Genomic DNA, 22,442 nt, shown 5'->3' on the forward strand with positions numbered 1-22,442 from the left:
ATGCCTTGCGTGGCTCCCTGGTTCTGGCCTTTTCCGCCAGGGCCTTCTGAGCAGGCCTTGACAAGGGGATGGAACTACACAAAATAGTCTACACAATCTTGTGTAGGATTCTCGTGACACGCCCCCTCAAGCCAACTGACGTGGAGCTCAAGTTCCTGCGCATTTTGTGGGATTTGGGCCCCTCCACCGTGAAGGAAGTCCATGCCTGCCTGAACCGCAGGGAGGCCTACGCCTATACCGGCGTGTTGCGGATGCTGCAGGTGATGCTGGACAAGGGGCTGGTGACTCGCGACGAACGGCAGCGCAGCCATGTCTATGCCCCGGCCCACAGCCGCGCGGCCATGGAAGGTGGCCTGGTGGCGGACCTGACCGAGCGCCTCTTCGGAGGCTCCGCCGCGACGCTCGTGCTTGCGGCCCTCCAGTCCGGACCGGTCAGCCCCGAGGAGAAGGCCCGCATCCGCGACCTGCTGGGCAGGGAGGAGTGATGGATTCCTTCATCCAGATGCTTGGGTGGGCCCTCATCCACGCGCTCTGGCAGGGCTGCCTGCTCGTGCTGGTGGCGGCCTGGGGTGGGCGTTCCCTACCTGGAAGGGCGCGTCACCGGTTGAACGGTCTGATCCTGCTTTTGTGCCTCGTGCTACCGGTCGCCACCGCCTGGAACGTCCACGGGCCTGGGGGGGGACCCGGGATGGCCGACCGGACCCTGCCGGTTCAGGAAGTGTCCTCAACCCTCCGGCACCCAGCTCGGCCGGTTGCTGAACCTTGGCTCGAACGCCTGGAGGCATCGCTCCAGCCCAAGTTGCCAGGGCTGGTGCTTCTGTGGGCCGTGGGCGCCGGCCTCATGGCCCTGCGCCTGGTGGGCGGGTTCGCCCTCAACCTTCGCCGGCAGCGCCAGGGGCTTCCGGCGCCCGAGGAATGGCAGACCAGGCTGGGCACCCTGGCCCGGCGCCTGGGCATCCTGCGGCCCGTTCGTCTGCTGCTGGCAGCGCGGGGGCATACCCCCATGACCATGGGCCTGTGGAAACCCGTGATCCTCCTTCCAGCGGCTTTTCTCACCAGCCTCCCGCCGGCCTACCTGGAGGCGCTGCTGGCCCATGAACTGGCGCACGTGCATCGGCTGGACTACCTCAGCAACCTGCTCCAGGGCCTCGCCGAAACCCTGCTCTTCTTCCACCCGGCCATCTGGTGGCTCTCGGCCCGCATCCGGGCCGAACGGGAGGAACACTCCGACGACCTTGCAGCCCAGTGCCTGGGCGACCCGCGACAGCTGGCCCTGGCCCTCAATGCGCTGGATGACCTCCAGCCTGCCAACCACCCCGTGTTCCCGGCCCTTGCGGCCCGTGGAGGAACCTTGCTCACGCGCATCGAACATCTGCTCTCGCCTCGCCCCCGGGCGGGCTCCCCCTGGGGGCTACTCACCCTGCTGCTGATTCCCTGCGCCGCGCTGGCCTTGCGGGCGGCCCTGCCGGGCCAGCCCCCCATCGGCGCCCCTCCAGACGTGATCGCCAAGCTTGATGCCCTGGCGGCCAAAGAAGGCCTGGATCCCCAGCTGCTCCGCAGCATGGCCTGGGTGGAGAGTGGCTTCAACACCGCGGCCAGGAGCCCCAGAGGCGCCACAGGCCTGCTCCAGGTCATGCCCGAGACGGCCCGGAAATACGGGGCGGTGGATCCGGGCGATCCCGCCCAGGTGATGGCGGCGGGCGCGAAATACCTGCGGGTGCTCCTGGACCGTTATCAGGGAGATGTGCCGAAGGCCGTGGCGGCCTACAACTGCGGCGAGAAGGCCCTGGAGGAAGGGCGCATCACTGAGGAAGCCACCCGCTACCGGGCCCTGGTGTTGGATGTGCTGGCCGCGAAAGCCGTGCAGCCCGAGATCCCGTTGGCGGAAGGAGAAGTCCAGGGGGTCATCCGGCGCACGAGAGGCGACGAACTGATGATCCACCTGCGCGCCAACGGACGCGGGAACCTGAAGGTGGACCTTCTGCCCGCAGATGGCTCCAAGGCCATCGGGACGGTCCGCATCGGGGGGAAGGAACCTGGTGGGACCTTCAACGTGGGTCCGTGGATGGAATTCCGACCGAAGGTCGTGGTCAAGGCTCCCAAGGCCGGAGTGGCCCTGCTGATCCATTGCGAGGATCCCGGCACCGGCTGGAAGGGCGAAATCCTTGCGCCGCTGGATGGCCCCTGGAAGACGTTCACCTTCCGGATGCAGCCTTCCAAACCCTGAGCTTCCCCGTACGCAGAACGGCCCGGCATCGCCGGGCCGTTCTGCGCAGGAGCCGGCCTCAGGCCGCGAAGGTCCGGTGGCTCCGGTGCATGACTTCGGCTTCGAGCTCGGCCTCAAGGGCCTGGACCTGACGGAGGACAGCGAGGCCGCGCGGGGACGCGCTCATCTGGCGCTCAAGCTGGTTGAAGACTTCGTGCAGCCGCTCAGCGGTGGTCCAGAAGGCCGGGTTGTGCTGTCGAACGCTGGTATCCATGTGCATGGCGGCTCCGTGCTTGCTGGACATCATCATCGTCTTTGATGATCACCAATGCTAGTGATAGACATCACAAGAAATGTCACGAGTTACGCGACTTTTTGTCATGTCTTGCGTGACAATTTATCAAAGCCTTGAAAAACATGACCTTCAGGTCACGCATGGCGGGATCAGGCCCGCCTGGAAGCCAGTAAATGGCCGATCGCCACGGCCGCCGCGTCGGCCGCATCGACCGCCAGGGGCTCCTTGAGGTTCAGCAGGGTCATCACCATCTTCCCCACCTGGCTCTTGTCCGCCCAGCCGTAGCCGCTCACGGCCTTCTTCACCTGCATGGGGTTGTAGTCGCCCACGGGCAGGCCGTGCAGGGCCCCCGTGAGCAGGATCCCCCCCCGGATCTGGCCCAGCTTCAGGGCGGTGGCGGCATTCTTTTCCACGAAGGGCGATTCCACGGCCATGAAGCCGGGGTGGTGAGCGGCGATGGCTTCCGTCAACCGTTCGTGGATGTGGAAGATCCGCTGGTCGAAATCGGCTCCCCGGGGGCTGCGGATGACACCGGCCTCGACCAGGGTCATCCGGGATCCGAAACGTTCCACCACGGCCCAGCCACAGGCCAGGGAGCCCGGATCCACCCCCAGGCAACGGACCGGCGACGGTGCGACGATCATCGGCCCTTCCGCTTGCCGACGCCCCGGACACTGCCTTTCGGTGGCTTGGGGTGGGCTTCGCGGGTCTTCCCCCCCGCCTCGCGGGCCCTTTTGGGTGGCCGGCCTTTGGGCGCGGTGTCGCGCCGGCTCCGCGTCTCCTGTGTCTGGGACCTTCCCCGCCTCGGCTTTTCCAGGTCCCCCTCCTGCAGCATCGCGGGTGCCGCGAGCGTGGGCACGAACTGGAACGCCTTCCCATGCGCATCCTGCGCCTTCGCTTCCGTGACCCAGGCGCTGATGCGACGCAGGTCCTCGTCCACGGCGGTGATCTCCACCGCGACTGCGTCACCGATGGTGAGAACCACTGTGCCGCGCAGGCCCGTGGCCTTGGTGCGGTGCTCATCGATCCAGAAGTTGCCGCCCAGGGCCGCGAGAGGCACGCCGACCTCCACGAACGGGGCGTCGAGCGTGATGAACACGACCTTGGCGGAGAAGCCCTGGATGCGGCCCTGGAATCGCTGGCCAATCCGGGACTTCATCAGCAGGCAGGCCTTCCACTTGTCGTTCTCGCGCTCGGCCTCGGTAGCCTTCTGCTCGGCGTCGCTGGCGCCCTTGGCCAGCACGGCCAGGTGGCTCTGCAGGGCCTCGGGCAGGAGCTCACCGCGCAGAACCTTCCGCAGGTAGCGATGGACGACGAGATCCGGGTAGCGCCGGATGGGGCTGGTGAAGTGAAGGTAATCCTGGAGCGCCAAACCCGAGTGCCCGATGTTCTCAACGCTGTATTCGGCTCGCTTAAGGCTGCGCAAGAGCAGGGTATTGATCATGGCCTCCAGGGGGCCGCCGCGGATCTTGTCGAGCATGGCGTTCAGGTGCTCGGGGGTAGGCACTTCTTTGGGCTTGAGCAGGCCGAAGGTGCGGGCGACTTCCGCGAAGATCTCCAGCTTGAGAGGGTCGGGTTCATCGTGGATGCGGTAGATGGTGGGGATCTTCTTCCGCGTGAAGAACCGCGCCACGTTTTCGTTCGCCAGCAGCATGAATTCCTCGATCATGCGGTGGGCGTCGTGGCGGGGGTAGCGGCGGGCGTCCACCGGGCGGCCTTCGGCGTCGAAGATGAACTCGGCCTCTTCGGTATCCAGGTTCATGGCACCACGGCCCAGGCGGACCTCCGTGAGGCGGCGCGATAGCACCAGGGATTCGTCCAGCAAGGCGCAGAGTGGCTCGTCCAGCTCGGCGCGCTTGCGGGTCGACAAGTCGATGCTGGCTTCCTTCACTTCGTCGTAAGTGAGGCGCTTCGCGCTGCGGATGACGCTTTCGGAAAGCCGCGTCTCCACCACCTCAAGCTCGGGCGAGATGGTCATCCAGGCCGTCATGGTGAGCCGGTCCACCCCTTCGCGGAGGCTGCACAGATCACCGCTGAGGCGGTCCGGGATCATGGGGATGGCCTCGTCCGGGAAATAGACGGAGGTGCCCCGCAGTCGGGCCTCCTCGTCCAGGGGGCCACCCTCCTTGACGTAGTGGCTCACGTCCGCGATGTGAACGCCCAGGAGCCAGCCGCCGCCTTCAGACTTGGGAAGGACTTCGAGGCTGATGGCGTCGTCGAAGTCCTTGGCCGTGGGCGGATCCACCGTGCACGTGAGCGTACCCCGGAGGTCCTCACGGCCCTGGATCCACTCGGGAGGGATGGCCGTGGGGAAGGGCGCCAGCTCGCGCATGACGGCGTCCGGGAAGGCGGTGCGCAGGTTGAAGAGGGCCGCCGTGAGCTTGTTCTCGATCTTCAGGTCGGTCTTCTTCCCGAGCCGCGCCACCACGGTGCCGCGCAGTTGCTTGGCCGCGGGGTCGGCGTCCAGCTTCACGCTGACCAGCTCACCGTCCTGGGCCAGGTCCGTGGGCGGCACGGTGATGATCTGGGGCAGGCGGGGTTCGAGCGGCACCACGCGCCAACCCCAGGGCTGCTGCTGGAGCGTTCCGGGCAGGGGGATCTCGCCCCGGCCCTTGATCTCCAGCACCCGGGCCTTGAGCCGGCCATCCCAGCCTTCGCCGCTGACCTCGGCCACCACGCGATCGCCATGGATGGCGCCATGGGCATCCCGCCAATCCACCAGCAGATCCATGCCCGGCCCCTTGCGGGCACCAGCCAACCTCAAAAAGCCGCCGGCGCCTTCCGGATGGCCCAGGAAGGTGGCCTCGAAGGTCTCGTACGGACGAAGCCCCGCGGCCTGGGGTCGCGGGGCTCGAGGTGGTTCCCGCCGGTCGGGCGTGCGCGATGGAGCACGGACGGGGATGCGGGGGGCGGAACGTCGGGCCATGTCCTCAGGGTACAGGGCCCAGAGGGGTTCAGCCCTTCTTTCCCTTCCTGGCGGGCTTGGCGGCCTTGACGGGAGAGGCCGGAACCTTCCCCAACAGGACGTCCAACTGATGCTGAACCTTCTTGCTTTCGGGATCCAGGACCGCCAGGCGATAGAGGAAACGGGCCTTGCCGGCCTTGTCGCCCTGCGCTTCGAGGTAGGCGGGGCTGGACACCACGGCTTCGACCCACTTGAGCTTGTCGCCCTTGCCTGCCTTGTAGTCGGCTATCTGGTCGGCTTCACCCTTGAGCTTGCCCTCCATGACCTTCACGAGGGGATCGTAGGCCTCAGTCTCGCGCTTGGTTACTTCCAGGTAGGTCTGGAAGAACTTCACCCATTTGGTGTCGTCCACCAGTTCCTTCTCCACCCCAAGGGCCAGATCCAGTTCCTGGCGCTCGCCGGGATCCAGGACGCTCTTCCCCTTCAGTTCCTTGATGCGGGCGTCGTTTTCCTCAAGGACCTGCTTGGCCCGGGCCGCAGCCTGGGTGTAGTAGGCGGCCGTCTTGGTGAATGGGTCCTGAATCGCGGCGTAACTCTCGGCGCTCATGGCCTTGGCCGCCTTCGCATAGTCCAGGGCCTTCTCCCACTGGCCAGCCGCGTCGGCGGTTTCAACGGCCATCCGGTAGGCCTGGCAGATATCCATATAGACGGCACTGCTCTGGACCATCGTCTGGTTGTCGGTCTTGTCGAAGACCGGCTTCGTGGCGGGGAGCAGACTCTCGGCCCGCTTCAGCGCCTCGGGGTACTGGAGGTCCGCCATCAGCTTTTCCACGGCGGGGCGCTCGGCCTTCACGCGGTCCCCAAGGGACGGCGCGGGTGCCTGGGCCATCAGGGCGGCGGAAAAGAGAAGGGCGGGAAGAAGGGCTAGTGTGCGCATCAGCATGACCCAAGATGAAGGGGGGAGACCCCGGGGGGAAACCTCCATTGTTCCGAGATCTACCAAACTTGGCTAGTCCCAGGATCGGATGTCGGCTTATCCCAAGGCTTCGGACTCCCGACCGCAGGGACCCGGCGAGGAGGGAACCTCGCTTGAGTGGGTCGACCCGGCCTGGCGGGCGTCAGCCAAGAGCTTCAGACATCCCCCGGATCTCGGTCTTGATCCGCTCCATCTCCTCCCGCTCGATCCTCCGCGCGGGCACGCCGCCCCAGGTCTCGCCCGCCCCTACCCGGCTACCTGGCAGCACCACGCTCTCCGGCAGGATGGTGGCGCCGTCCCCGATGACGACATCGCCCATGACGCAGCAGGCCAGGCCCAGGGTGGCCCGGTTCCCCACCGTCACTGGAGCGATGACCAGATTCCCCGCGCCACCATAGTGGGCGAAGATCCGCACGCTGCCGCCCAGAGCCGCGTCATCCCCGATGGTGATGAGTTGGGGATCGCTGATGTATTCCGTGTTGATGAAGGCGTGGCGGCCAATCTTCATGCCCATGGCCTTCAGGAACCACACGCCGAAGGGAGTGAGCGTCACGAAGGGCAGGAAGGTGAACCGCACCAGGTAGAAGAGCCCGTTGTGCAGGAACCAGGGCAGAGCCTGCAGGGTGTAATAGCCACCTTTGAAAGGCTTGACGCGGGTGGGCAGCACCCAGTTGTAGATGGGGATCACCACCAGCAGCGTCAGGCCGAAGACGAAGAAGCACAGGGCCAAGGCAAAGCCGGACAGGATCCAGGGCAGGGGCCCCGGTAATCCCGTAGACCACCGCTGGAAGATGGGCCAGGCCCACAGCGCCGGGGCCAGGGCCAAGCCCAAGGCCGTGGAGGCCAGGGTGTACATGAGCAGGACGGCCGCAGCGTAGGCGAACCGGGAAAATCGCCGCAACAAGCGGTCCAGCCCGTTCGCGGGCGGCGGATTCTTGGACTGATCCTTGGCAAAGGGCTTCATGCCTCCAGCCTAGGAGCCTGTCCAAGCATTCGAAAGCCCCGCGATGGCTCCAGGCGGGATGCGCCACAAGGAAGGGCCCGCAGAGCGATGTGGTGGCATCGTTCAAGGGCGCTGACGCCGCGGGGCGCCCGCCTGGGGCCATCCCGGAGGGCGTGTGGCGGCGCGCGTCTCGATGCGGCGTCAGGTTCGGATCGCGTAGTACCCGCTACGCTCACCTCACCTTCCTGGCCTCGCTCGCGCGGCGCCACGCGCGCGGGGCCCTCCAATCCTTGGACAGGCTCCTAGCGGCATCGGCAGGTAGCATGGGGGCATGGATCTGGTGCTGCTCCGTCTCTCCGCCCTCGGCGACATCCTCCGTGTGCTGCCCGCCTGGGCGAACCTGCGGGAGGCCTTTCCGGAGGCACGGTTCCGGGCCGTGGTGGAGGACCGCCACGCCTTCCTGCTGGAGCCGCTCCCGTGGCTGGAGCCGGTGGTCGTGCGGCGGAAGCGGCTCTCCAACCCCCTGACGGCCCTGCCGGAACTGCAGCGTGTGGCGGGCCTGCTCCGGGACGCCGAGGCCAGCCTGGACTTCCACGGCATCCTGAAAGCAGCCCTCATCCCACGACTGGCAGCCATCCCCGAGCGCTGGGGGGACGGGGTCACCAAGGAGTTCGCCGGTTCGCTCCAGACCCATCCGCTGCCCTTCCGGCACCAGACCCGGTACGACCAGGCTCTGGGGCTTGCCGAGGCCTTCGGGAGCAGTCGTGGCATCCAGGGATTGGGCCGATTCCGCCCCGTGCTGAAAGCGGTGGCCCTCCCGGAGCCCGGCCCGATCTGGCTTCAGGCCGCGAGGCCGCGAGCCGTGCTGGTGCCTGGTGCTTCCCGACGCGGCGCCATCAAACGCTGGCCCCTGCGCCACTGGATCACCTTGGCCCGGATGCTGAAGGACCGTTGGGATTTGCGGTGGTCCCTAGGTCCTGAGGAAGAGGATCTTCGCGGTTGGTTGCCGGAGCTGACGGGGGTGCCCGCGCTCCCGCGCCTGAGTTTCTGGCAGCTGGCCGCCGCGCTCAGGCAAGCGGACCAAGTGGTTGCCCCGGACACGGGCCTGCTGCACCTGGCCGTGGTGCTTGGCGTGCCTGCCCTGGGCCTCTACGGGTCCAGCGATCCTGTGGTGGCGGGCCTGCCGCCGGGTGTGGGACAGGTCCTCCGCACGGGCATCAGCTGTTCCCCCTGCCGGGAGCGCGCCTGCCAGCGTCGGCAATGCCTGGAGGACCTGTCGCCAGAGGTGGTCGGTGCGGCGTTGCCAGAGCGTGGCTAGCGGATGTTGAACTTGAATTTGCCCTCGTGGCACTCCAGACACTTCACCTTGGGGGGCTGGTGCTGGCGGTGGCATTCCGTGCAGGGGATCTCCCCCAAGTGGGAATCGTGGGGATTGGGCTTCACATCCTTCGTCAGGGCTTTCATGGCGGGATAGTCGCCGTGGCAGGTCATGCATGAATCTGAAGCCACAGCCTTTTTGGTGGGTTTTTCCTCATGGTGGCAGTCGAAGCAGTGGACGCCGGCCTTGACGTGATGCTCAGGCAGCTTGCGGCCACCGGCTTCCTGGGCCTGGGCTGGCACCGCCAGGAGCAGGCCGCAAAGAAGATTGGCAATGCAACGGGCAGGGGTCATGGCGATTCCTCAATTCCTGGTGGTGGCAGCCACCAGATTCCAGAGCAGGTTACAAAAGGCACGGGCCTTGTCCGAGCAGCCTGCCTGGAGTGGCCTACGAGATCCAGGCCCTGATTGGGATTTTGGCAAACGCGTGACCTCAATCACGTTTGAGTCCACTTGGACGGACCTCGAAGGTTCAGGTGTAGGATCATGACCCAGAAGGCATCTATGAAGGCATCTTTCCAGATCATTGCTAGTTAACCGATGAACTTTCAGGCGATCGACGCGGGGGCTATTCCCCCCGGCGCCCTGAATCAACAAGGGGTCCATATGAGAGGGAACCGCACGCACTTCGCCGCGGGTTTGGCCGTGGTGTTGGGGATGTCCAGTTTCACGGGGCTTCATGCCCAGACCGCCCAGACGCGGGCGAAGGTGCCGACCACCATCCCCCACTACCAGCCGCAGGTTGCGGTGAAAGGCCCCATCGATCTACCGGGGGCGGACGAGCTCATGGACCTCGGCGACGAATGGTCGAGCGGATTCAAGAAGTTCCACCCTGAAGCCAACTTGATCTACCGGTCGAAGCTCACCAAGGATGCCGTGAAGGACTTCCAGGAGGGCTCCGCCCTGCTCATCCTCGCAGACCGGGAACTCTCGCCGGAGGAGACCAAGACCTTCCAGACCAAGTTCGGCTACATGCCGATGCGCATTCCCGTCTGTCTGGACGCCAACATTGTCTTCGTCAACAAGGCCAATCCCATCACCTCCATCTCCATGGAGCAGCTCGACGCCATCTATTCCAGGACACGCCTCGGTGGCAGCAAGGCCCCCGCAATGGTGTGGGGCGACCTGGGCGTCAGGGGCGAATGGGCCAAGCTGCCCATCGTCGCCTACGCTCGGGCGGAAGGCACGAACACCCGCACCTCGTTCGCCGCCCAGGCCATGCTCAAGGGCGAGTACCGGCCCGGCATCCAGGAGCGCGGCGATTCCTCCGCGCTGGCGGAAGCCGTTATGACAGATAGGGCGGGCATCGCCTTCGGCACGATGGCTTCCTGGTATTTCGCCAACAAGGTGCTCCCTGTGGTGCCCTATCACATCGAGGATGCCCGGTTCCCGAACCAGGAGGCCGTTACCACCAGCAAGTACCCCATGCCCCGCCTGTTCTACGCCTACCTGAACCGGACCCCCGGCCAGCCCCTGCCCGGGCCGGTCAACGAAGTCATCCACTTCCTCCTGACCCAGGAAGGCCAGAACGCCGTGGCGGATTCGGGGCTGCTGCCCGGCCCGCCGGAGTTCATCCAGATCGCCCTGAAGCGCCTCAGCCGCTGAGGCCCTCGCGAAAAAAGGCCCTCGTGCGCAGGCACGAGGGCCTTTTTTCGCGATGAAAAATCATCCTTTACGCCAGCCCACCGTGCCGTCCTTGCGGTCCTCCAGCACGATGCCCATGGCCTTGAGCTGGTCGCGCACCCGGTCGGCCTCGGCCCAGTTCTTTGCGGCTTTGGCGGCCCTCCGGGCCTCGATGAGCGCCTCCACCTCGGCGTCCAGGCTGGCCTCCTCGTGGGGCCAGGCGGCGAAGATGGTGTCGGTCTCGTTCAGGAAGGCCAGGACTGCATCACGCTCCTCCCGGGTGAGCGCCATGTGGTCATCCTGGGCGTTGAGATCGCTGATGAGGGTGAAGATCGCTGCCAGGGCCTCGGGGGTGTTGAGGTCGTCGGCCATGCCGGCCCAGAAGGCCTCGCGCGCTTGCTCCAGACGGGCCAGGGGATCGATGGCTTCCGCCCAGGGGCCGCCGCCGGCCTGGCCTTCGCCCTCCATGCGCTTGCGGAAGGCCCGGATGCGCTTGAGGGAGTTCTCGGCGGCGCGCAGGCCCTCGAAGCTGAAGTTCAGAACCTTGCGGTAGTGGTTGCTCTGGATGGCGTAGCGGAGCGCGATGGCGTCCACACCCTTGGCCACGAGGTCACGCAGGGTGAAGAAGTTCCCTAGGCTCTTGGCCATCTTCTGGCCTTCGACCATGAGGAACTCGCCGTGGACCCAGTGGTTCACCCAGCGGTGGCCCAGGCAGCCCTCGCTCTGGGCGATCTCGTTCTCGTGGTGGGGGAAGATGAGGTCCACGCCCCCGCTGTGGATGTCCACGCGCTCACCCAGCAGCTCCATGCCCATGGCGGAACACTCAATGTGCCAGCCGGGCCGGCCGGGGCCCCAGGGGCTGTCCCACCAGGGCTCGCCGGGCTTGGCGGCCTTCCACAGCACGAAGTCCGTGACGGAATCGCGTTCGTACTCGTCGGCGTCCACCGAGGCGCCCGCTTGCATGCCCTCCCGGTCCAGGTGGGCCAGGCAGCCGTACTGGGGCAGGCCAGCGATGCGGTAGTAGACGCTGCCTTCACGGACGTAGGCCAGCCCCTTGGCCTCAAGGGCCTGGATGAGGTGGATCATCTGGGGAATGTAGGCCGTGGCTCGGGGCAGGAAGTCCGCCTGCTGGACGCCCAGCGTCTCCAGATCCTCAAGGAAGATGGCTGTGAACCGATCGGTGAGCGCCTTCATGGCCGCGTGGCGAGCCTCATTGGAGGCGTCCATGGGGAGGGCGACCTGAGAATCCCGGATGATCTTGTCCTCGACATCCGTGATGTTCATGCAATGGCGAACGTCGTGCCCGGCGGCCTGGAAGGTGCGCTTGAGCAAGTCCTGGAAGAGGAAGGTGCGCAAATTTCCAATGTGAGCATAGTTGTAGACGGTGGGGCCACAGGTGTACAAAGAGACTGTCCCGGGTACCACCGGCACCACCGGTTCGATCTTTCGGGTCAGGGTGTTGAAAAGGGAGATCTGCCGCCGCATCTTCATGGCTCTAGGTAACCATCTTTATCCGTTCTTCTGAAGGCTTCGTGTGTGCTTATGGGCCTCTTCGGTGGAAAATCCAGGGACCAGGAGCCCATTGGGCGGGACGATCGTCTGCACCAACTAGAGGCTGAGAATCGGGCCCTCAAGAGCCGCCTAGAAGAAACCCAGGAATTGGTGCGCCACCTGGATGAAGACCGGGATCTCCTGTTGGGGGCCATTGAGCGGCTCCAACCGGGGCTTTCCCCGAAAGAACTGGGGGCGGCCCTCCTGGAGGTCTGCTTCAAGCCCCTTGGCCTGGCCTGCTTTTATGTGGCCCTGGCGGACTGGGATCGCGATCAGCTGGAGTTCGTGCTCTACCACGAAGGTGGACGGGTCCGGCAGCATCCCTCCCGGAAACTCTCCGACCGGGCCGGCCTGTCCGAGCGGGTCCTCTCCAGTCGGCGGGCGATCTACATTCGGACCCTGGAGGAAGGCTCCGCCGCCGGAAGCCTCCTGACGGCGGCAGAACAAGCCACAGGACTTATCCCCCATTCCTGGTACGGGGTGCCCCTGGGCGGCGAGCCCCGGCCAGCTGGGCTCGTGAGCTTCCAGAGCTTCCAGACTGACGCCTTCAGTGAGCGCCGCCGCCGGGTCATGGATGCCCTGGCAGCCTTGATGTCGACCTGCATGTGTACGCAGGAGATGGTTCAGCGGCACTGAAGGGGTTGTCAGGTCCGTTGGACCAGGGCCAGCAGGTCGTCTGGCAGCACCCGTGCCCGGTTGTCGGAACCGGCGACCAGGTGGATGCTTTCGCCCTCGGCCAGAAGCACGCCGCCCCGCTCAATGCGGTAGCCGAAGACGATGCGGCGGCGGCCTGTCTCCCGCAGGAAAGTCCGGACTTGCACCAGTTCGTCGTAGTAGGCCGGTGCCCGGAAGCGCACGCGGATCTCATTCACCACGAGACGCACCCCTCGGGCTTCCCAGTCCGCGTAACTCTGGCCGAGTTCACGAAGGAAATCACTGCGGCCAAGCTCCATCCATACGGGATACGTCGCGTGGTGGACGATGCCCATGGCGTCGGTTTCGGCGTAGCGCACCCGGAGTTCAGTCAAGGATTCCATGGCTGGATTATCCACCACTCTGACTACCCCCATATCGGACAGCGCCTCGCGCTGTCCTCCCGCTCCCGAGGCGCTGCGCTTGCGATCGCGGATGGGGCCCCGTGGTGGACGATGCCCATGGCGTCGGTTTCGGCGTAGCGCACTCGGAATTCGGTCAGCGATTCCATGGCTCCAGCGTACACAAAGAAGCCCCGCAGGGGCGGGGCTTGTGGTGCGCGCGGACCGGGCTCCCGGCTACTCGATGGTGACGCGGATGTGATCGCCCTTGTCCGTGGTGACTTCCAGCAGCAGGTCGCCCGGCTTGGCGTCGGCGAGCAACTTCTGGAGCTGTTCGGGCTTTAGGCCCTTCTTCGATTCGCCGTTGATCTTGATCTCGCTCTCGCCCGCCATATCGAGGATGCCGCTGGCCAGGCTGATGGGCATGCGGATATGCACTTCGTTGGGACCATCCGCGCCCTGGCGCTTGACATGGTGATGGAAGGATTTGGAGACGATGTCCACCTTGAGGAACCGCGCGGTCTGTGCGGCCAGAGGGAGGGCGAGGCTGGCCACCAGGGCCAGCGGGATCATGATGGCGCGCATGGGCGGCCTCCTTGGAAGGAACGGGTCGGCACTCGCCGGGTCGATAGAGATTACGGGGGGCTGATGTGGAGGATTAGCCCGGATATCCTGGAAGATGGAACGGAAAGCCGCCTGCTTCCATCCAAGGTCCAGGTGCGGCCAGTCCGCCCTCATTCCGGAGTCCCAGCATGAAAGCTCTCGCCGCCCTCCTGCTCATCGCCGCGCCCCTGGTCGCCCAGGGCCCTGTGAAGTGGGAGCACAATTACCAGACCGCCCTCAAGCGCGCCAAGGCCGAAAAGAAGGTCATCTTCATGGACCTCTGGACCGAGTGGTGCCCGCCATGCCAGTACCTGCAGAAGAATGTCTTCCCCAGCGCCGAGGGCCAGGCCGCCCTGGCCAAAGTGGTGCCCTTCTCTGCCCTCGTGGAAAAGCGGGACCGCACGCCCCTGCCCGAGGGGAAGAAGCTGGCTGACAAGTTCGGCCTCGAAGCCTTCCCGACCATGGTGATCCTGGACGCCAACGGAAAAGAAGTTCGCCGCCAGGTGGGTGCTTTCCGCACCGGCGCTGAGTTCGCGACGTGGCTGGGGGCGAAATAGCTATCAGCTATCAGTAAAAGCACGGCGGCCTGCGGGCCGCCGTTTCTTTAGCTGAAAGCCGAGAGCCGACAGCTGAGAACGGCTAAAGATCCTTCACTCCGCCCGGGGTTTTCGGTGGTTTGGGTAGGCGCTGTTTGAGGCCCTCCAGTTCGTCCTGTTGGGCACCCATGCTGGGGCGGGGCGGCGGAGGTGGCGGGGGTTTCTTGGGATCAGGAGGCGGCGGTGGGGTCGCGTCCTTCACCAGGGTCTGCAGGTCGTGGATGGCCTCGCGTTGGCCCGGCTGTTCCAGGAGGAGCCGTTCCAGCAGGGCGCGGGCCTCGGCCGGGCGCTGGGCTTCCAGGTGGGCGCGGGCGGCCAGGAGCAAGGCTTGGGCACGCCAGGGCGGCAGGGGGCGCGGGGCGCCTTGACCCACGAGAGGGGACAGCGTCTTGAGGGCATCCTCGGGAAACCCCGTCCGCAGGTCGATCTGAGCGGCCAGGAGCACATGGGAGGGCTTGGCATCCGCGGGCCGCCAGCGGCGGGCGCCAGGCAGGTCGCCATTCTCCAGGGCCTGCTGGGCGAACCAGGCTTTCACGCTGGGGGGGGCCCAGAGTTTCCCAGCCTGGGCCTGGAGGGGGGCCGCCAGGCCCAGCAGGAGGAGCAGGGCGGGGCGCCAGCGGGCCATGGGTTTCCCGGCAAAGGCCAGCCACAGGGCCAGCCCCGCCAGGGCCAACCAGGCCCCCACCTCGGGATGGGCCGGCTGGAGGGAACGTTGGGTCGGCAGAGGGAGTTTGCCGGCGGCCAGGGCCTGGAGGCCCACGGCGGCGGTTTCGCCATTGGTGAAGACCTGACCCCCAGTGGCCTGGGCCAGGCGCGCCAGAAACTCAGGGTGGGCGGTGCTCACGGCGGGTTCCCCCGCCGGAAGTTGACCCTCAGGGCCGGGTTTGGCCGGAACGGCATGGGGTTGGCCGTCGCCGAAGGCCAACACGCAGACCGGTAGCTTCGCCTTCTTCAGGGCTGAGGCAGCTCGCTCCAGCGCCGCCTCGGGGGTCTCCCAGGTCTCCTCGCCATCGCTGAGCAGCAGGATCACGGCGGGGGCGTCCCGGTCGGCCTGGGCGGCCACCTGGGGCAGGCCCCGGCCCAGGCTCGTGCCGGGGGAACCCACCTCGCCGGGCACCACGGCCCGCAGCGCCTCGCGCAGCAGGGTGCGGTCCTCGCCCGGCGGCTGGAGAGGGATGTCGTCGCCCGTGAGCAGGTCCAGGCTCCAGCGGAGACCCGTCTGGGGTTGGGACCAGAGGCGGTCCAGGGCGGCCACGGCGGCATCCCAGCGCGGGCGTCCACCGGCGTCGGGCACGGTCATGGAACGGCTGGCATCCAGCACCACCTGCACCGTGAGCCGAGGAAACTCCGGCAGGCCCCAGCGGGGTTCCGCCAGGCCAAGGCCCAAGCCTGCCAGCATCAGGGCCATGCCCAGGCCCTGCCAGAGCGGGCGCTGGCCCACGACCTGCACGCTCTGGCCGGTCCGGAGGTGGGCCCGGAAGCCCAAGGCCAATACGACGACCGCCGCCGCCGCAAAAGGCGCCAGCAGCCAGGGATGGGTGAAGGGCAGGCTCATGGACCCTCCACCCAGGCGGGCCGGGGCTTGCCCCGCTTGAAGGCGAGGTCGGCGGCCAGAGGCAGGGCCACGAGGGCGGCCACGAGGAGGCACCAGGGGGCCAGGGGCTGGCCTTCGGTGGGCTGATCCACCGGCAGGAGCGTCTTCTCCAGCTGATCCACGGCGGCGAGACTGCGGGCCAGGCCGCCGGGGTCCTCGGCGCTGAAGGACTCACCGCCCGTGAGGTGGGCCACCTGCTGCAGGGTGGCATGGTCCACTTCCACCCGAAGGCGAGCGAAGCCGCCGCCTTCCAGGGGCACCAGACTCTCGCCGTCGGTCCCGAGGGCCACAGCGTGGATGCGGATGCCGTTTCGGCGGGCCTCCTCGGCAGCTTCCATAGGGGTAACCCGGCCCCGGTTCTGCACACCGTCCGTGATGAGCAGGATCACGCGGCTGCGGGCCGGGCTGTCCTCCAGGCGGCGCACGGCGGTCATCAGGGCCGAGCCGATGGCGGTACCGTCGTCGCGGCTGTCCAGGTCGAGCCGCGCCAGCATGCGCAGCAGCCGTGTGTGATCGGCGGTGAGGGGGCTGAGGGTGACGGGATGGGCGCTGAAGAGGATGAGGGCGAAGCGGTCGTCGGGGCGGCGCTGGACGAATTGGGCCAGGGTGCGACGGGCCGCGTGCCAGCGGTCCTCCTCGGGCCGGTCGAGGATCTGCATGCTGCTGCTGCCATCCAGCACCACTGCGAAGTCAACCACGGGTGCCTCGCCGCGCACAGGGCGGCGCCATTCAGGCCCGGCAGCGGCCAGGCCCAGGGCCAGGGCCAGCACCGGCGGCAGCCAGTGGGAGCTGAGGCGCGCCAGGGCGCTCGATGGTCGGGAGGAGGGGATGCCCCAGCGGTAGACCACCCGCCAGGCCCAGATGAGCAGGGGCACCGCCACCAGCAGCAGCAGGGGATGGCGCAGGGCGATCATGCGTTCCCCTTCCGGTCGCCGCGGGCGTCCAACGCGGCCACCAGGGGTTCCGGGGCCGGGAAGGGCGGTTCGGTGCGGCCGAAGCGGGCGGCGTCGAGGCTCTTCGTCCACTGGTCCCAGGGGTCGAGGTTGCGGGCCTGGAACTCGGCGGGTCCCCAGGCGCGGGCGGCGTCCCCGAAGCGGGCGGCCAGCAGGTCGCGTCCCAGGGCATGGGCGGCGTCGAGGGTGGCGCGGTCCCGCCGGGCCGGAGGCCAGTGTCGACGGAAGGTGTGGGCCACATGGTGCAGGTGACGCCTGGCCGAGCTCTTCCGCCAGCGGCGAATGGCCCAGGCGGCCAGGCCCAGGGGCGGCAGCAGCAGCAGGCTGGCCCAGGCCCAGGGGAAGGGGATGGCCGGCAGGAGGTCGTCGTTGCCGCCCCCGAAGCCCACCCACGGGCCGCCGAAGGGGATGGTGCGGGGCACCTCGATGCGCAGCTCAGGGCTCCGCTGCCCGTTGCCCAGGTCCAGGGCCGGGATCACCGCGGACCCGGGCTCCAGGGCCTGCACCTGGAACCGCCAGCCGCGGCCATCGGGCAGGGGCTCCATGGAACGCAGCCGCAGCGGCCCCAGGCGATCCTCCACCGTGGGCCGCGGCGGTGCGGGCAGGGCGGGATCCGCCTCCCGCAGCTCCAGCACCTGCAGTTCCCCAAGCTTCAGCTGAGCCGGTGCCTTCCAGGTGGGGGCGGCCTCGGCCAGCAGCCCCATGGCGGCCATGCAGACGGTCCTGCCAAAGCTGGGAATTCGCGAACGGATTCCTGGCAAGGCCGGGCGATGAATGGAACCACCTGGCCTCATGCGCCTCCCGCCCGCAGCCAGGCGTTCAGCTTCACCACGGGATCCTCGATCAGGTCCCAGCGCTGCCGCTCGATGGCGGGAGAAAAGCCTGGATCGGGCCAGGCTGGAGCATTGGGGCCCTCCTGGGCCTCCGGTTGGAACCACACCAGGCGATGTCGCGTAGCCAGGGGTTTCAGCAGCGGCGCCAGACCTTGCAGGCCCGCGCCGTTGCTGAAGAGCCAAAGACGATGCCCTTTCCCATGCTGGCCCCAGAGGCCCAGGGCTTCCCGCCAGCTGGCCTCCGTGGGGATGGCTGGGCCCCGCTCGGCCAGCGTTTCCAGGATGCGCAGGCCGTGGATGCGGCCCCGCTTGGGAGCGATGCGCAGGGCCGGCGTGCGGCCGTCCCCGGGAACGATGAGCCCCAGCCGGTCGCCCGTGGCCTGGAGCGTGGCAAAGGCCGCGCCGCAGAGTTCCATGGCCCAGCGCAGGGGCGAGACGGGGTCGCCCAGGAACATGGAGGGCGAGGGATCCACCACCAGCCACAACACCAGGTCACGGCTGCTTTCGAAGCGCTTCATGATCGGCTCGCCCATGCGGGCCGTCAGAGGCCAGTTGATGAAGCGCGGATCATCGCCCGGCACATAGGGCCGGTTTTCCACGAAAGAGAGCCCAGAACCCATGAGCTTCGAGGGATGCAAACCCTCGGTCCCGCCACTCAGGCGTCCGCGCAGGCGCAGAGGCAGGCGACGCAAGCGGGCGAGGAAGCGGGCGGGAAGGGGCATGGAGGTTCAGTATGGCGGAATCTTTAGGTTGGAGTCTGGAGACTGGAGACCGGAGGTACCGATTCCTGCGGCGGCCTTTGGCCGCACGTGTCTTTACCTTTGAGCGAGGCCGCTCCCCATGGGGCGGCGCCAGATAAAAAACAGGCGCGGCGCAAAGCGCCGCACCAGAAAACCGTACCTCCAGACTCCAGACCGAGTTCCTTATCTACCACCGCACCCGCACGCGGTAGGTCAGCATGGCCTTGCCTTCTGCCGGGACGGTCACCTGGAACTTCCCGGTGCCGGCGGCGGCCTTGGTGCAGGGGTGGCTGCTTTGGAGCACCTCCCAGTCGCCGGGCATGGGCTCCAGCACGGTGACAGTGATGGGCTCCTTCTTGGCGTTCTTCAGCTCGATCTCGAAGGCGGACTCATGCACGAAGCCGAACTTTCCCTGCTTGCCGAGGCTCTTGTAGTCGGTCTGCTTCCGCCTCGCCGTGACGTCGAAGGCATCGCCCAACTTCAGGCGAACCAGCTCGTTCTTCGGGGTGTGGTCCACGCTGTCCTCGCCCACGAACTGCGCACGACCCTCGCTGTCCCGCTTGTAGACGCGGATGATGCCCTTGGGGAGCGGCATGCCCAGGCGGCTGGCCTCCTTGTTGTCGAACTCGACGAACACGCCCACCTTCTGCTTGTCGCCCAGGTCGCCGTAGCTGCCGGTGTAATAGTAGGTCTGCCCCTGGAGCAGGTACTCCTTGCGGACGGGCACGGCGCTGGCGCTGAGCAGGGCCACCTGCTTGGTCTGGTTTACCGCCAGGGTGGTGGGGCGGTCCAGCGTGTAGAGGTGGTACTCGAAGAGGCTCTCCTCGGCCATGCGGGGAGCGGGAGGCGCGGCCTTCGGGGCCAGCCCTGCCATCTCATAAACTCGCTCGGCCCTCGGTTGGGTCCGGTTCACATCCCCCGCCACCAGCTGGAGGGTGGCATTGGGATAGGCGGCGCCGCTCTGATTGGTGAGGGTCACCCAGCCGCTGAGGTCGAGGGTCTTCTCGTCCGGTGCCAGGTTGGCCACGTAGTCCGCGCGCCAGGACAGGCCGCCCGTGAGGTAGCTCAGCTCCAGCTTCTGCTCCCGGTCGGCCCCGCTGTTGAGGCTGATCACCAGGGTGGGCCGGGCCCGCAGGTTGCCGGGCACCTTGGGGAAGATGAGGCGGCCGGGGATGCTGGTCTCGATGCGGTCTGCGAACTGGAGCACCGTGCCGTTGTTGGTGGCCAGCACCGTGGCCTCCTCGCGGACCTCCTTCGCCCCCGCGCCGGATTCGTTGGGCACGCTGCGCACCACGGTCACCTTCTCGCCCACATACTTCTCCAGCAGCTTCTGGGGCGTGAGCAGGTCGAAGTCGAAGTTCTGCTCCGCCACCCAGAAGTCCTTCGGGTGAGTGAGGTTCCGCAGCAAGGCCGTCTCGGGCCGGATCTGGGCCGACACTTCCTGGAAGGCCAGGCGGGACTCCCCTTTCGGCAGCCGCACCTCCCGGGTGTCCTTCACCAGGGCCAGGTTGTCGTTGTAGATCGTGACCGCCAGGGCCTTCTGGTCCTTCAGCGTGGTGACGGATTCCTGGGCGACCAGAAGCGAGGGCAGGGCGGCGAGGAGCAGGGTGGGGCGCATGGAACCTCCGGGGCGTGGGCGAGTACCCGGTACAGGGTCATGCCGGGATCGGGGACATCCTTTCACGAAAAGAAAGGAAATGAAGTACGCGGAGGGAAGCGGAGGAACTGAGGAGAGCGGAAAAGGAAAGCCTTATCTGGATGTTTTCCTCCGCTTTCCTCCGCCTCACTGCTCTCCTCCGCTTATTCCCCTTCCGTAACCCATCAGATCTGCCCGGCCCCCGCCAGCTCCTGGATGCGCGCCAGGCCGCTGTCCAGCTGGCCCTGGAGCAGTTTCTCGGCACCCATCATGGCCATCATCATGGGGATGTCGGCTTCATCCACCAGGCGCAGGGTGCAGCCCTCGCCGGCGGGAGCGATCTCGAAGCGCAGCTCGTGGTCGAACATCTTCCGGGCGCCGGGCACCAGCACCACCCGCTGGCCGGGCACGCGCTCCTTCACCACCAGCTCCTGGGGCATCTTCATGCCCATGACCTCGATGACGTAGCTGTGCTTGTCGGCGTCGCCCTGGAAGGCCATGGCGGCCGGCTCGAGGAAGGCCCGGTGCTTCGAGAGGTCCGAGAGGAAGGCATACAGCGCGTCGGCGGAGACGGGCAGCGAGGCCGTGGCGGTCTTGATGGTGGTCATGGAGGCTCCGGGGACGAAGGATCCATCGAACCACGAAGCGAGCGGGGCCGCGAGGCCCTACCTCCGGACAGGGTGGCTCACCGGGCGTACACCCGCTCGCCGAAGAACGCCGTGCCGATGCGGATCTGGTCCGTACCGGCGGCGATGGCTTCTTCGAGGTCATCGCTCATGCCCATGCTGAGCCGCAGGGGCTGGCCGAGCGTCTGCTGGAGGCGCTCGCGGAGATCGGCCATCTGGCGGAAGGCGGCTTCCAGGCCGGGGGGCGGGATGGCCATGAGGCCTCGCAAGGGCAGGCGGGCATCGCCGCCCAGGCTTTCGATCAGGGCAGGCAGATCGGCCTCGGTGCATCCGCCCAGCTTGGTGGCTTCATCCCAGAGATCCACCTGGATCCAGACGGGACAGCTCACTTCCTGCTCCTGCGCCAGCCGACGCAGGCGTTCCGCCAGGTCCGGACGGTCCAGGCTCTGGATTTCCGCAAAGTGCTGGAGGGCTGGCTTGGCCTTGTTGCGCTGCAGGGGCCCCAGGAGCACGAAGGCCAGATCCGGGGCGGCAATGGCCTTGTCGGCACCTTCCTGGACGTAGTTTTCGCCGAAGCGCGTGAAACCCAGGACAGCTGCCTCCCGGATCAACGCCAGGGGCTGTTTCTTCGATACTGGCAGCAGCTCGATGCTTTCCGGATCGCGGTTCGCGGCCTCACAGGCGCGGGTGATGCGGGTCCGCAGGCCCTCGATGCGATCGGCCAGGTTCACGGCAGGAAGAGAATCCGCTGGCAGGATTCACAGGCCACGGCACCCTTGGCTTCTTTCAACTGGAAGAGGAAGGGGCCTCGCAGCTTCACGTGGCATCCCGAGCAGGCGCCGTTCTCCACGGCTACCACCACACGTCCCTGCCGAGCGGCGGCGAGGCGATGGAAATGCGTCACCTCAGGTACGGCCAGCTTGGCCTCCAGGGCGGCCTGCTTGGCCTTGAGCTGCTTGCGTCCCTCGACCTGGTTGGCATGTTCCCCCAGGAAGACGGCATGGAGTTCATCGAACTGGGCCTTGAGCGTGAGGCGCTCGGCCTCAAGCGTCGCCAGGGCCTGCTCAAGGGCCAGGGCCTCGGTTTCCAGCGCCTTCAGAGGCCGGGCGATCTGAGCCCGCATGCGCTCCTTCTCATCCAGTTCGCGGATGGCGGAGGTGTACTGGACCTTCTGGCTGGTGGTCTTCACCGCGGCGCGGGCGCGGTCTTCGTCCTTCAGGGCCTGGGTCAGCTCCTTGGACTTGATCTGGATATAGTTCCGGGCAGTGTCCAGTGCCCTGGTCTTTTCTGCCGTCTGTTTCTCGATGGCCTTGAGCCGACTTTCCATGACCGCCAGATCCGGGGGCAGGGCCGACAGGTCGCGCTCGATGGTCCGAAGGTAGTCCAGTGTGGCTTGCAGGTCGCGCAGGATGGCAAGGTGTTCCATGCCATAAGGCTACACCCACCCGAGGCCCGCATCTGGAATTTGGATATCTGACATTCTTGAGAAGAAAATATGAATCATTTGCACTAAAATTTGCAGAGACTTTGAAAAATCCTGCTTGACCAAGAGAAGGGCGGATGACAAACTTGGCACTCGCTGTGGCTGAGTGCTAACAGCTCCATCTGTCCCATTTCTCTATCTTTCCAAGGAGGTCCCATGGCCATCAAGCCTCTGTCCGACCGTGTCGTGCTGAAGCGCGTCGACGCAGCCGAAACCGTCAAGGGCGGCATCATCATCCCCGACACCGCCAAGGAGAAGCCCATGGAGGCTGAAGTGGTGGCCGTCGGTGAGGGCAAGATCAACGAGAACGGCACCCGCAATCCCATGTCTGTGAAGGCCGGCCAGAAGGTGCTGATCGGCAAGTACAGCGGCACGGAAGTGCGGATCGACGACGTGGACCACGTCATCGTGCGCGAAGACGAAATCCTCGCCATCGTCAGCTAACGACTCAGAGACCAAGGAGACATA

At 66.7% G+C, this 22,442-nt stretch carries 24 protein-coding genes; 7 read left to right on the top strand and 17 right to left on the bottom strand.

Translation table 11 applies throughout. The features are described 5' to 3' along the window. Positions 1 to 113: 113 nt before the first annotated feature. Together NOV74_RS11125 and NOV74_RS11130 are read left to right on the top strand one after the other, a co-directional pair. A complete protein-coding gene (locus NOV74_RS11125) occupies positions 114 to 485 on the top strand; it encodes a BlaI/MecI/CopY family transcriptional regulator (protein WP_257312298.1) in 372 nt (123 codons plus the stop codon). Next, positions 485 to 2,227, top strand: coding sequence for a M56 family metallopeptidase (locus tag NOV74_RS11130; protein ID WP_257312300.1), 1,743 nt, complete (start codon positions 485 to 487; stop codon positions 2,225 to 2,227). Before NOV74_RS11125 ends, NOV74_RS11130 begins: the two co-directional genes overlap by 1 nt. 58 nt (positions 2,228 to 2,285) lie before the next feature. Here NOV74_RS11130 and NOV74_RS11135 read toward each other — a convergent pair whose 3' ends face one another. The 5 genes from NOV74_RS11135 to NOV74_RS11155 all read right to left on the bottom strand — a co-directional run bounded on the left by NOV74_RS11135 (position 2,286) and on the right by NOV74_RS11155 (position 7,346). Then, positions 2,286 to 2,486 carry a hypothetical protein gene (locus NOV74_RS11135; RefSeq protein ID WP_243304126.1) on the bottom strand — a complete coding sequence of 67 codons (201 nt, stop codon included), beginning with the start codon at positions 2,484 to 2,486 and terminating at the stop codon, positions 2,286 to 2,288. A gap of 164 nt (positions 2,487 to 2,650) precedes the next feature. Continuing rightward, positions 2,651 to 3,145, bottom strand: coding sequence for a crossover junction endodeoxyribonuclease RuvC (gene ruvC / locus NOV74_RS11140; protein ID WP_257312303.1), 495 nt, complete (start codon positions 3,143 to 3,145; stop codon positions 2,651 to 2,653). After that, complete coding sequence (locus NOV74_RS11145) at positions 3,142 to 5,427, bottom strand: ribonuclease R family protein (protein WP_257312306.1); 2,286 nt, start codon at positions 5,425 to 5,427, stop codon at positions 3,142 to 3,144. The genes ruvC and NOV74_RS11145 overlap by 4 nt, the downstream gene beginning before the upstream one ends. 28 nt (positions 5,428 to 5,455) lie before the next feature. Then, complete coding sequence (locus NOV74_RS11150; protein WP_257312308.1) at positions 5,456 to 6,343, bottom strand: hypothetical protein; 888 nt, start codon at positions 6,341 to 6,343, stop codon at positions 5,456 to 5,458. Positions 6,344 to 6,524: 181 nt separating this feature from the next. Then, complete coding sequence (locus NOV74_RS11155; protein ID WP_257312309.1) at positions 6,525 to 7,346, bottom strand: hypothetical protein; 822 nt, start codon at positions 7,344 to 7,346, stop codon at positions 6,525 to 6,527. A gap of 310 nt (positions 7,347 to 7,656) precedes the next feature. On the opposite strand from NOV74_RS11155, the gene NOV74_RS11160 reads away from it, so the two are divergent. Then, complete coding sequence (locus NOV74_RS11160) at positions 7,657 to 8,643, top strand: glycosyltransferase family 9 protein (protein WP_257312311.1); 987 nt, start codon at positions 7,657 to 7,659, stop codon at positions 8,641 to 8,643. On the opposite strand, the gene NOV74_RS11165 is transcribed toward NOV74_RS11160, so the two are convergent. Continuing rightward, positions 8,640 to 8,996 carry a cytochrome c3 family protein gene (locus NOV74_RS11165; protein ID WP_257312312.1) on the bottom strand — a complete coding sequence of 119 codons (357 nt, stop codon included), beginning with the start codon at positions 8,994 to 8,996 and terminating at the stop codon, positions 8,640 to 8,642. The two genes, NOV74_RS11160 and NOV74_RS11165, sit on opposite strands and share 4 nt — an antisense overlap. A 312-nt stretch (positions 8,997 to 9,308) precedes the next feature. Here NOV74_RS11165 and NOV74_RS11170 point away from each other — a divergent pair, with 312 nt between their 5' ends. Beyond that, positions 9,309 to 10,307, top strand: coding sequence for a PstS family phosphate ABC transporter substrate-binding protein (locus tag NOV74_RS11170; protein WP_257312315.1), 999 nt, complete (start codon positions 9,309 to 9,311; stop codon positions 10,305 to 10,307). A gap of 60 nt (positions 10,308 to 10,367) precedes the next feature. On the opposite strand, the gene cysS is transcribed toward NOV74_RS11170, so the two are convergent. After that, positions 10,368 to 11,816, bottom strand: coding sequence for a cysteine--tRNA ligase (cysS, locus tag NOV74_RS11175; protein WP_257312318.1), 1,449 nt, complete (start codon positions 11,814 to 11,816; stop codon positions 10,368 to 10,370). 51 nt (positions 11,817 to 11,867) lie between these two features. Between cysS and NOV74_RS11180 the strand changes: the two genes are divergently transcribed. Beyond that, positions 11,868 to 12,512, top strand: a complete 645-nt coding sequence (locus NOV74_RS11180) for a GAF domain-containing protein (RefSeq protein ID WP_257312322.1) — start codon at positions 11,868 to 11,870, stop codon at positions 12,510 to 12,512. 8 nt (positions 12,513 to 12,520) lie between these two features. Here NOV74_RS11180 and NOV74_RS11185 read toward each other — a convergent pair whose 3' ends face one another. Further along, entirely contained in the window at positions 12,521 to 12,913 is a 393-nt protein-coding gene (locus NOV74_RS11185) for an acyl-CoA thioesterase (RefSeq protein ID WP_257312324.1), read from the bottom strand. Positions 12,914 to 13,147: 234 nt separating this feature from the next. Then, entirely contained in the window at positions 13,148 to 13,495 is a 348-nt protein-coding gene (locus NOV74_RS11190) for a hypothetical protein (protein WP_257312326.1), read from the bottom strand. 167 nt (positions 13,496 to 13,662) lie between these two features. Here NOV74_RS11190 and NOV74_RS11195 point away from each other — a divergent pair, with 167 nt between their 5' ends. Continuing rightward, the gene (locus NOV74_RS11195; RefSeq protein ID WP_257312328.1) at positions 13,663 to 14,070 is read left to right on the top strand and encodes a thioredoxin family protein; all 408 of its coding nucleotides are present in this window, start codon (positions 13,663 to 13,665) and stop codon (positions 14,068 to 14,070) included. An 82-nt stretch (positions 14,071 to 14,152) separates the two neighbouring features. On the opposite strand, the gene NOV74_RS11200 is transcribed toward NOV74_RS11195, so the two are convergent. The 8 genes from NOV74_RS11200 to NOV74_RS11235 form a co-directional block, all read right to left on the bottom strand. Further along, positions 14,153 to 15,664: a vWA domain-containing protein gene (locus NOV74_RS11200; protein WP_257312330.1), complete on the bottom strand. Its 1,512-nt coding sequence runs from the start codon at positions 15,662 to 15,664 to the stop codon at positions 14,153 to 14,155. After that, positions 15,661 to 16,617: a VWA domain-containing protein gene (locus tag NOV74_RS11205; protein WP_257312332.1), complete on the bottom strand. Its 957-nt coding sequence runs from the start codon at positions 16,615 to 16,617 to the stop codon at positions 15,661 to 15,663. The genes NOV74_RS11200 and NOV74_RS11205 overlap by 4 nt, the downstream gene beginning before the upstream one ends. After that, complete coding sequence (locus NOV74_RS11210) at positions 16,614 to 17,369, bottom strand: hypothetical protein (RefSeq protein WP_257312334.1); 756 nt, start codon at positions 17,367 to 17,369, stop codon at positions 16,614 to 16,616. Before NOV74_RS11210 ends, NOV74_RS11205 begins: the two co-directional genes overlap by 4 nt. Before the next feature lie 77 nt (positions 17,370 to 17,446). After that, entirely contained in the window at positions 17,447 to 18,211 is a 765-nt protein-coding gene (locus NOV74_RS11215) for a DUF58 domain-containing protein (protein WP_257312337.1), read from the bottom strand. A gap of 205 nt (positions 18,212 to 18,416) precedes the next feature. Further along, entirely contained in the window at positions 18,417 to 19,847 is a 1,431-nt protein-coding gene (locus tag NOV74_RS11220) for a DUF4139 domain-containing protein (protein WP_257312340.1), read from the bottom strand. Positions 19,848 to 20,050: 203 nt separating this feature from the next. Then, entirely contained in the window at positions 20,051 to 20,473 is a 423-nt protein-coding gene (locus NOV74_RS11225; protein ID WP_257312343.1) for an SRPBCC family protein, read from the bottom strand. Positions 20,474 to 20,550: 77 nt separating this feature from the next. After that, entirely contained in the window at positions 20,551 to 21,222 is a 672-nt protein-coding gene (locus NOV74_RS11230; protein WP_257312346.1) for a YggS family pyridoxal phosphate-dependent enzyme, read from the bottom strand. Beyond that, complete coding sequence (locus tag NOV74_RS11235) at positions 21,219 to 21,917, bottom strand: zinc ribbon domain-containing protein (protein WP_257312349.1); 699 nt, start codon at positions 21,915 to 21,917, stop codon at positions 21,219 to 21,221. The genes NOV74_RS11230 and NOV74_RS11235 overlap by 4 nt, the downstream gene beginning before the upstream one ends. A gap of 213 nt (positions 21,918 to 22,130) precedes the next feature. Here NOV74_RS11235 and NOV74_RS11240 point away from each other — a divergent pair, with 213 nt between their 5' ends. After that, complete coding sequence (locus NOV74_RS11240; protein ID WP_257312352.1) at positions 22,131 to 22,418, top strand: co-chaperone GroES; 288 nt, start codon at positions 22,131 to 22,133, stop codon at positions 22,416 to 22,418. Positions 22,419 to 22,442: the final 24 nt, after the last annotated feature.

The sequence above is a fragment of the Geothrix fuzhouensis genome (genome assembly GCF_024609325.1).
GTDB lineage: Bacteria > Acidobacteriota > Holophagae > Holophagales > Holophagaceae > Geothrix > Geothrix fuzhouensis.

Excerpts from the sequence above, each read along its gene's own strand:
- NOV74_RS11130 (WP_257312300.1), top strand. The coding sequence starts at position 485 with ATGGATTCCTTCATCCAGATGCTTGGGTGGGCCCTCATCCACGCGCTC.
- NOV74_RS11135 (WP_243304126.1), bottom strand. The coding sequence starts at position 2,486 with ATGCACATGGATACCAGCGTTCGACAGCACAACCCGGCCTTCTGGACC.
- ruvC (WP_257312303.1), bottom strand. The coding sequence starts at position 3,145 with ATGATCGTCGCACCGTCGCCGGTCCGTTGCCTGGGGGTGGATCCGGGC.
- NOV74_RS11145 (WP_257312306.1), bottom strand. The coding sequence starts at position 5,427 with ATGGCCCGACGTTCCGCCCCCCGCATCCCCGTCCGTGCTCCATCGCGC.
- NOV74_RS11150 (WP_257312308.1), bottom strand. The coding sequence starts at position 6,343 with ATGCGCACACTAGCCCTTCTTCCCGCCCTTCTCTTTTCCGCCGCCCTG.
- NOV74_RS11155 (WP_257312309.1), bottom strand. The coding sequence starts at position 7,346 with ATGAAGCCCTTTGCCAAGGATCAGTCCAAGAATCCGCCGCCCGCGAAC.
- NOV74_RS11160 (WP_257312311.1), top strand. The coding sequence starts at position 7,657 with ATGGATCTGGTGCTGCTCCGTCTCTCCGCCCTCGGCGACATCCTCCGT.
- NOV74_RS11165 (WP_257312312.1), bottom strand. The coding sequence starts at position 8,996 with ATGACCCCTGCCCGTTGCATTGCCAATCTTCTTTGCGGCCTGCTCCTG.
- NOV74_RS11170 (WP_257312315.1), top strand. The coding sequence starts at position 9,309 with ATGAGAGGGAACCGCACGCACTTCGCCGCGGGTTTGGCCGTGGTGTTG.
- cysS (WP_257312318.1), bottom strand. The coding sequence starts at position 11,816 with ATGAAGATGCGGCGGCAGATCTCCCTTTTCAACACCCTGACCCGAAAG.
- NOV74_RS11180 (WP_257312322.1), top strand. The coding sequence starts at position 11,868 with ATGGGCCTCTTCGGTGGAAAATCCAGGGACCAGGAGCCCATTGGGCGG.
- NOV74_RS11185 (WP_257312324.1), bottom strand. The coding sequence starts at position 12,913 with ATGGAATCCTTGACTGAACTCCGGGTGCGCTACGCCGAAACCGACGCC.
- NOV74_RS11190 (WP_257312326.1), bottom strand. The coding sequence starts at position 13,495 with ATGCGCGCCATCATGATCCCGCTGGCCCTGGTGGCCAGCCTCGCCCTC.
- NOV74_RS11195 (WP_257312328.1), top strand. The coding sequence starts at position 13,663 with ATGAAAGCTCTCGCCGCCCTCCTGCTCATCGCCGCGCCCCTGGTCGCC.
- NOV74_RS11200 (WP_257312330.1), bottom strand. The coding sequence starts at position 15,664 with ATGAGCCTGCCCTTCACCCATCCCTGGCTGCTGGCGCCTTTTGCGGCG.
- NOV74_RS11205 (WP_257312332.1), bottom strand. The coding sequence starts at position 16,617 with ATGATCGCCCTGCGCCATCCCCTGCTGCTGCTGGTGGCGGTGCCCCTG.
- NOV74_RS11210 (WP_257312334.1), bottom strand. The coding sequence starts at position 17,369 with ATGGCCGCCATGGGGCTGCTGGCCGAGGCCGCCCCCACCTGGAAGGCA.
- NOV74_RS11215 (WP_257312337.1), bottom strand. The coding sequence starts at position 18,211 with ATGCCCCTTCCCGCCCGCTTCCTCGCCCGCTTGCGTCGCCTGCCTCTG.
- NOV74_RS11220 (WP_257312340.1), bottom strand. The coding sequence starts at position 19,847 with ATGCGCCCCACCCTGCTCCTCGCCGCCCTGCCCTCGCTTCTGGTCGCC.
- NOV74_RS11225 (WP_257312343.1), bottom strand. The coding sequence starts at position 20,473 with ATGACCACCATCAAGACCGCCACGGCCTCGCTGCCCGTCTCCGCCGAC.
- NOV74_RS11235 (WP_257312349.1), bottom strand. The coding sequence starts at position 21,917 with ATGGAACACCTTGCCATCCTGCGCGACCTGCAAGCCACACTGGACTAC.
- NOV74_RS11240 (WP_257312352.1), top strand. The coding sequence starts at position 22,131 with ATGGCCATCAAGCCTCTGTCCGACCGTGTCGTGCTGAAGCGCGTCGAC.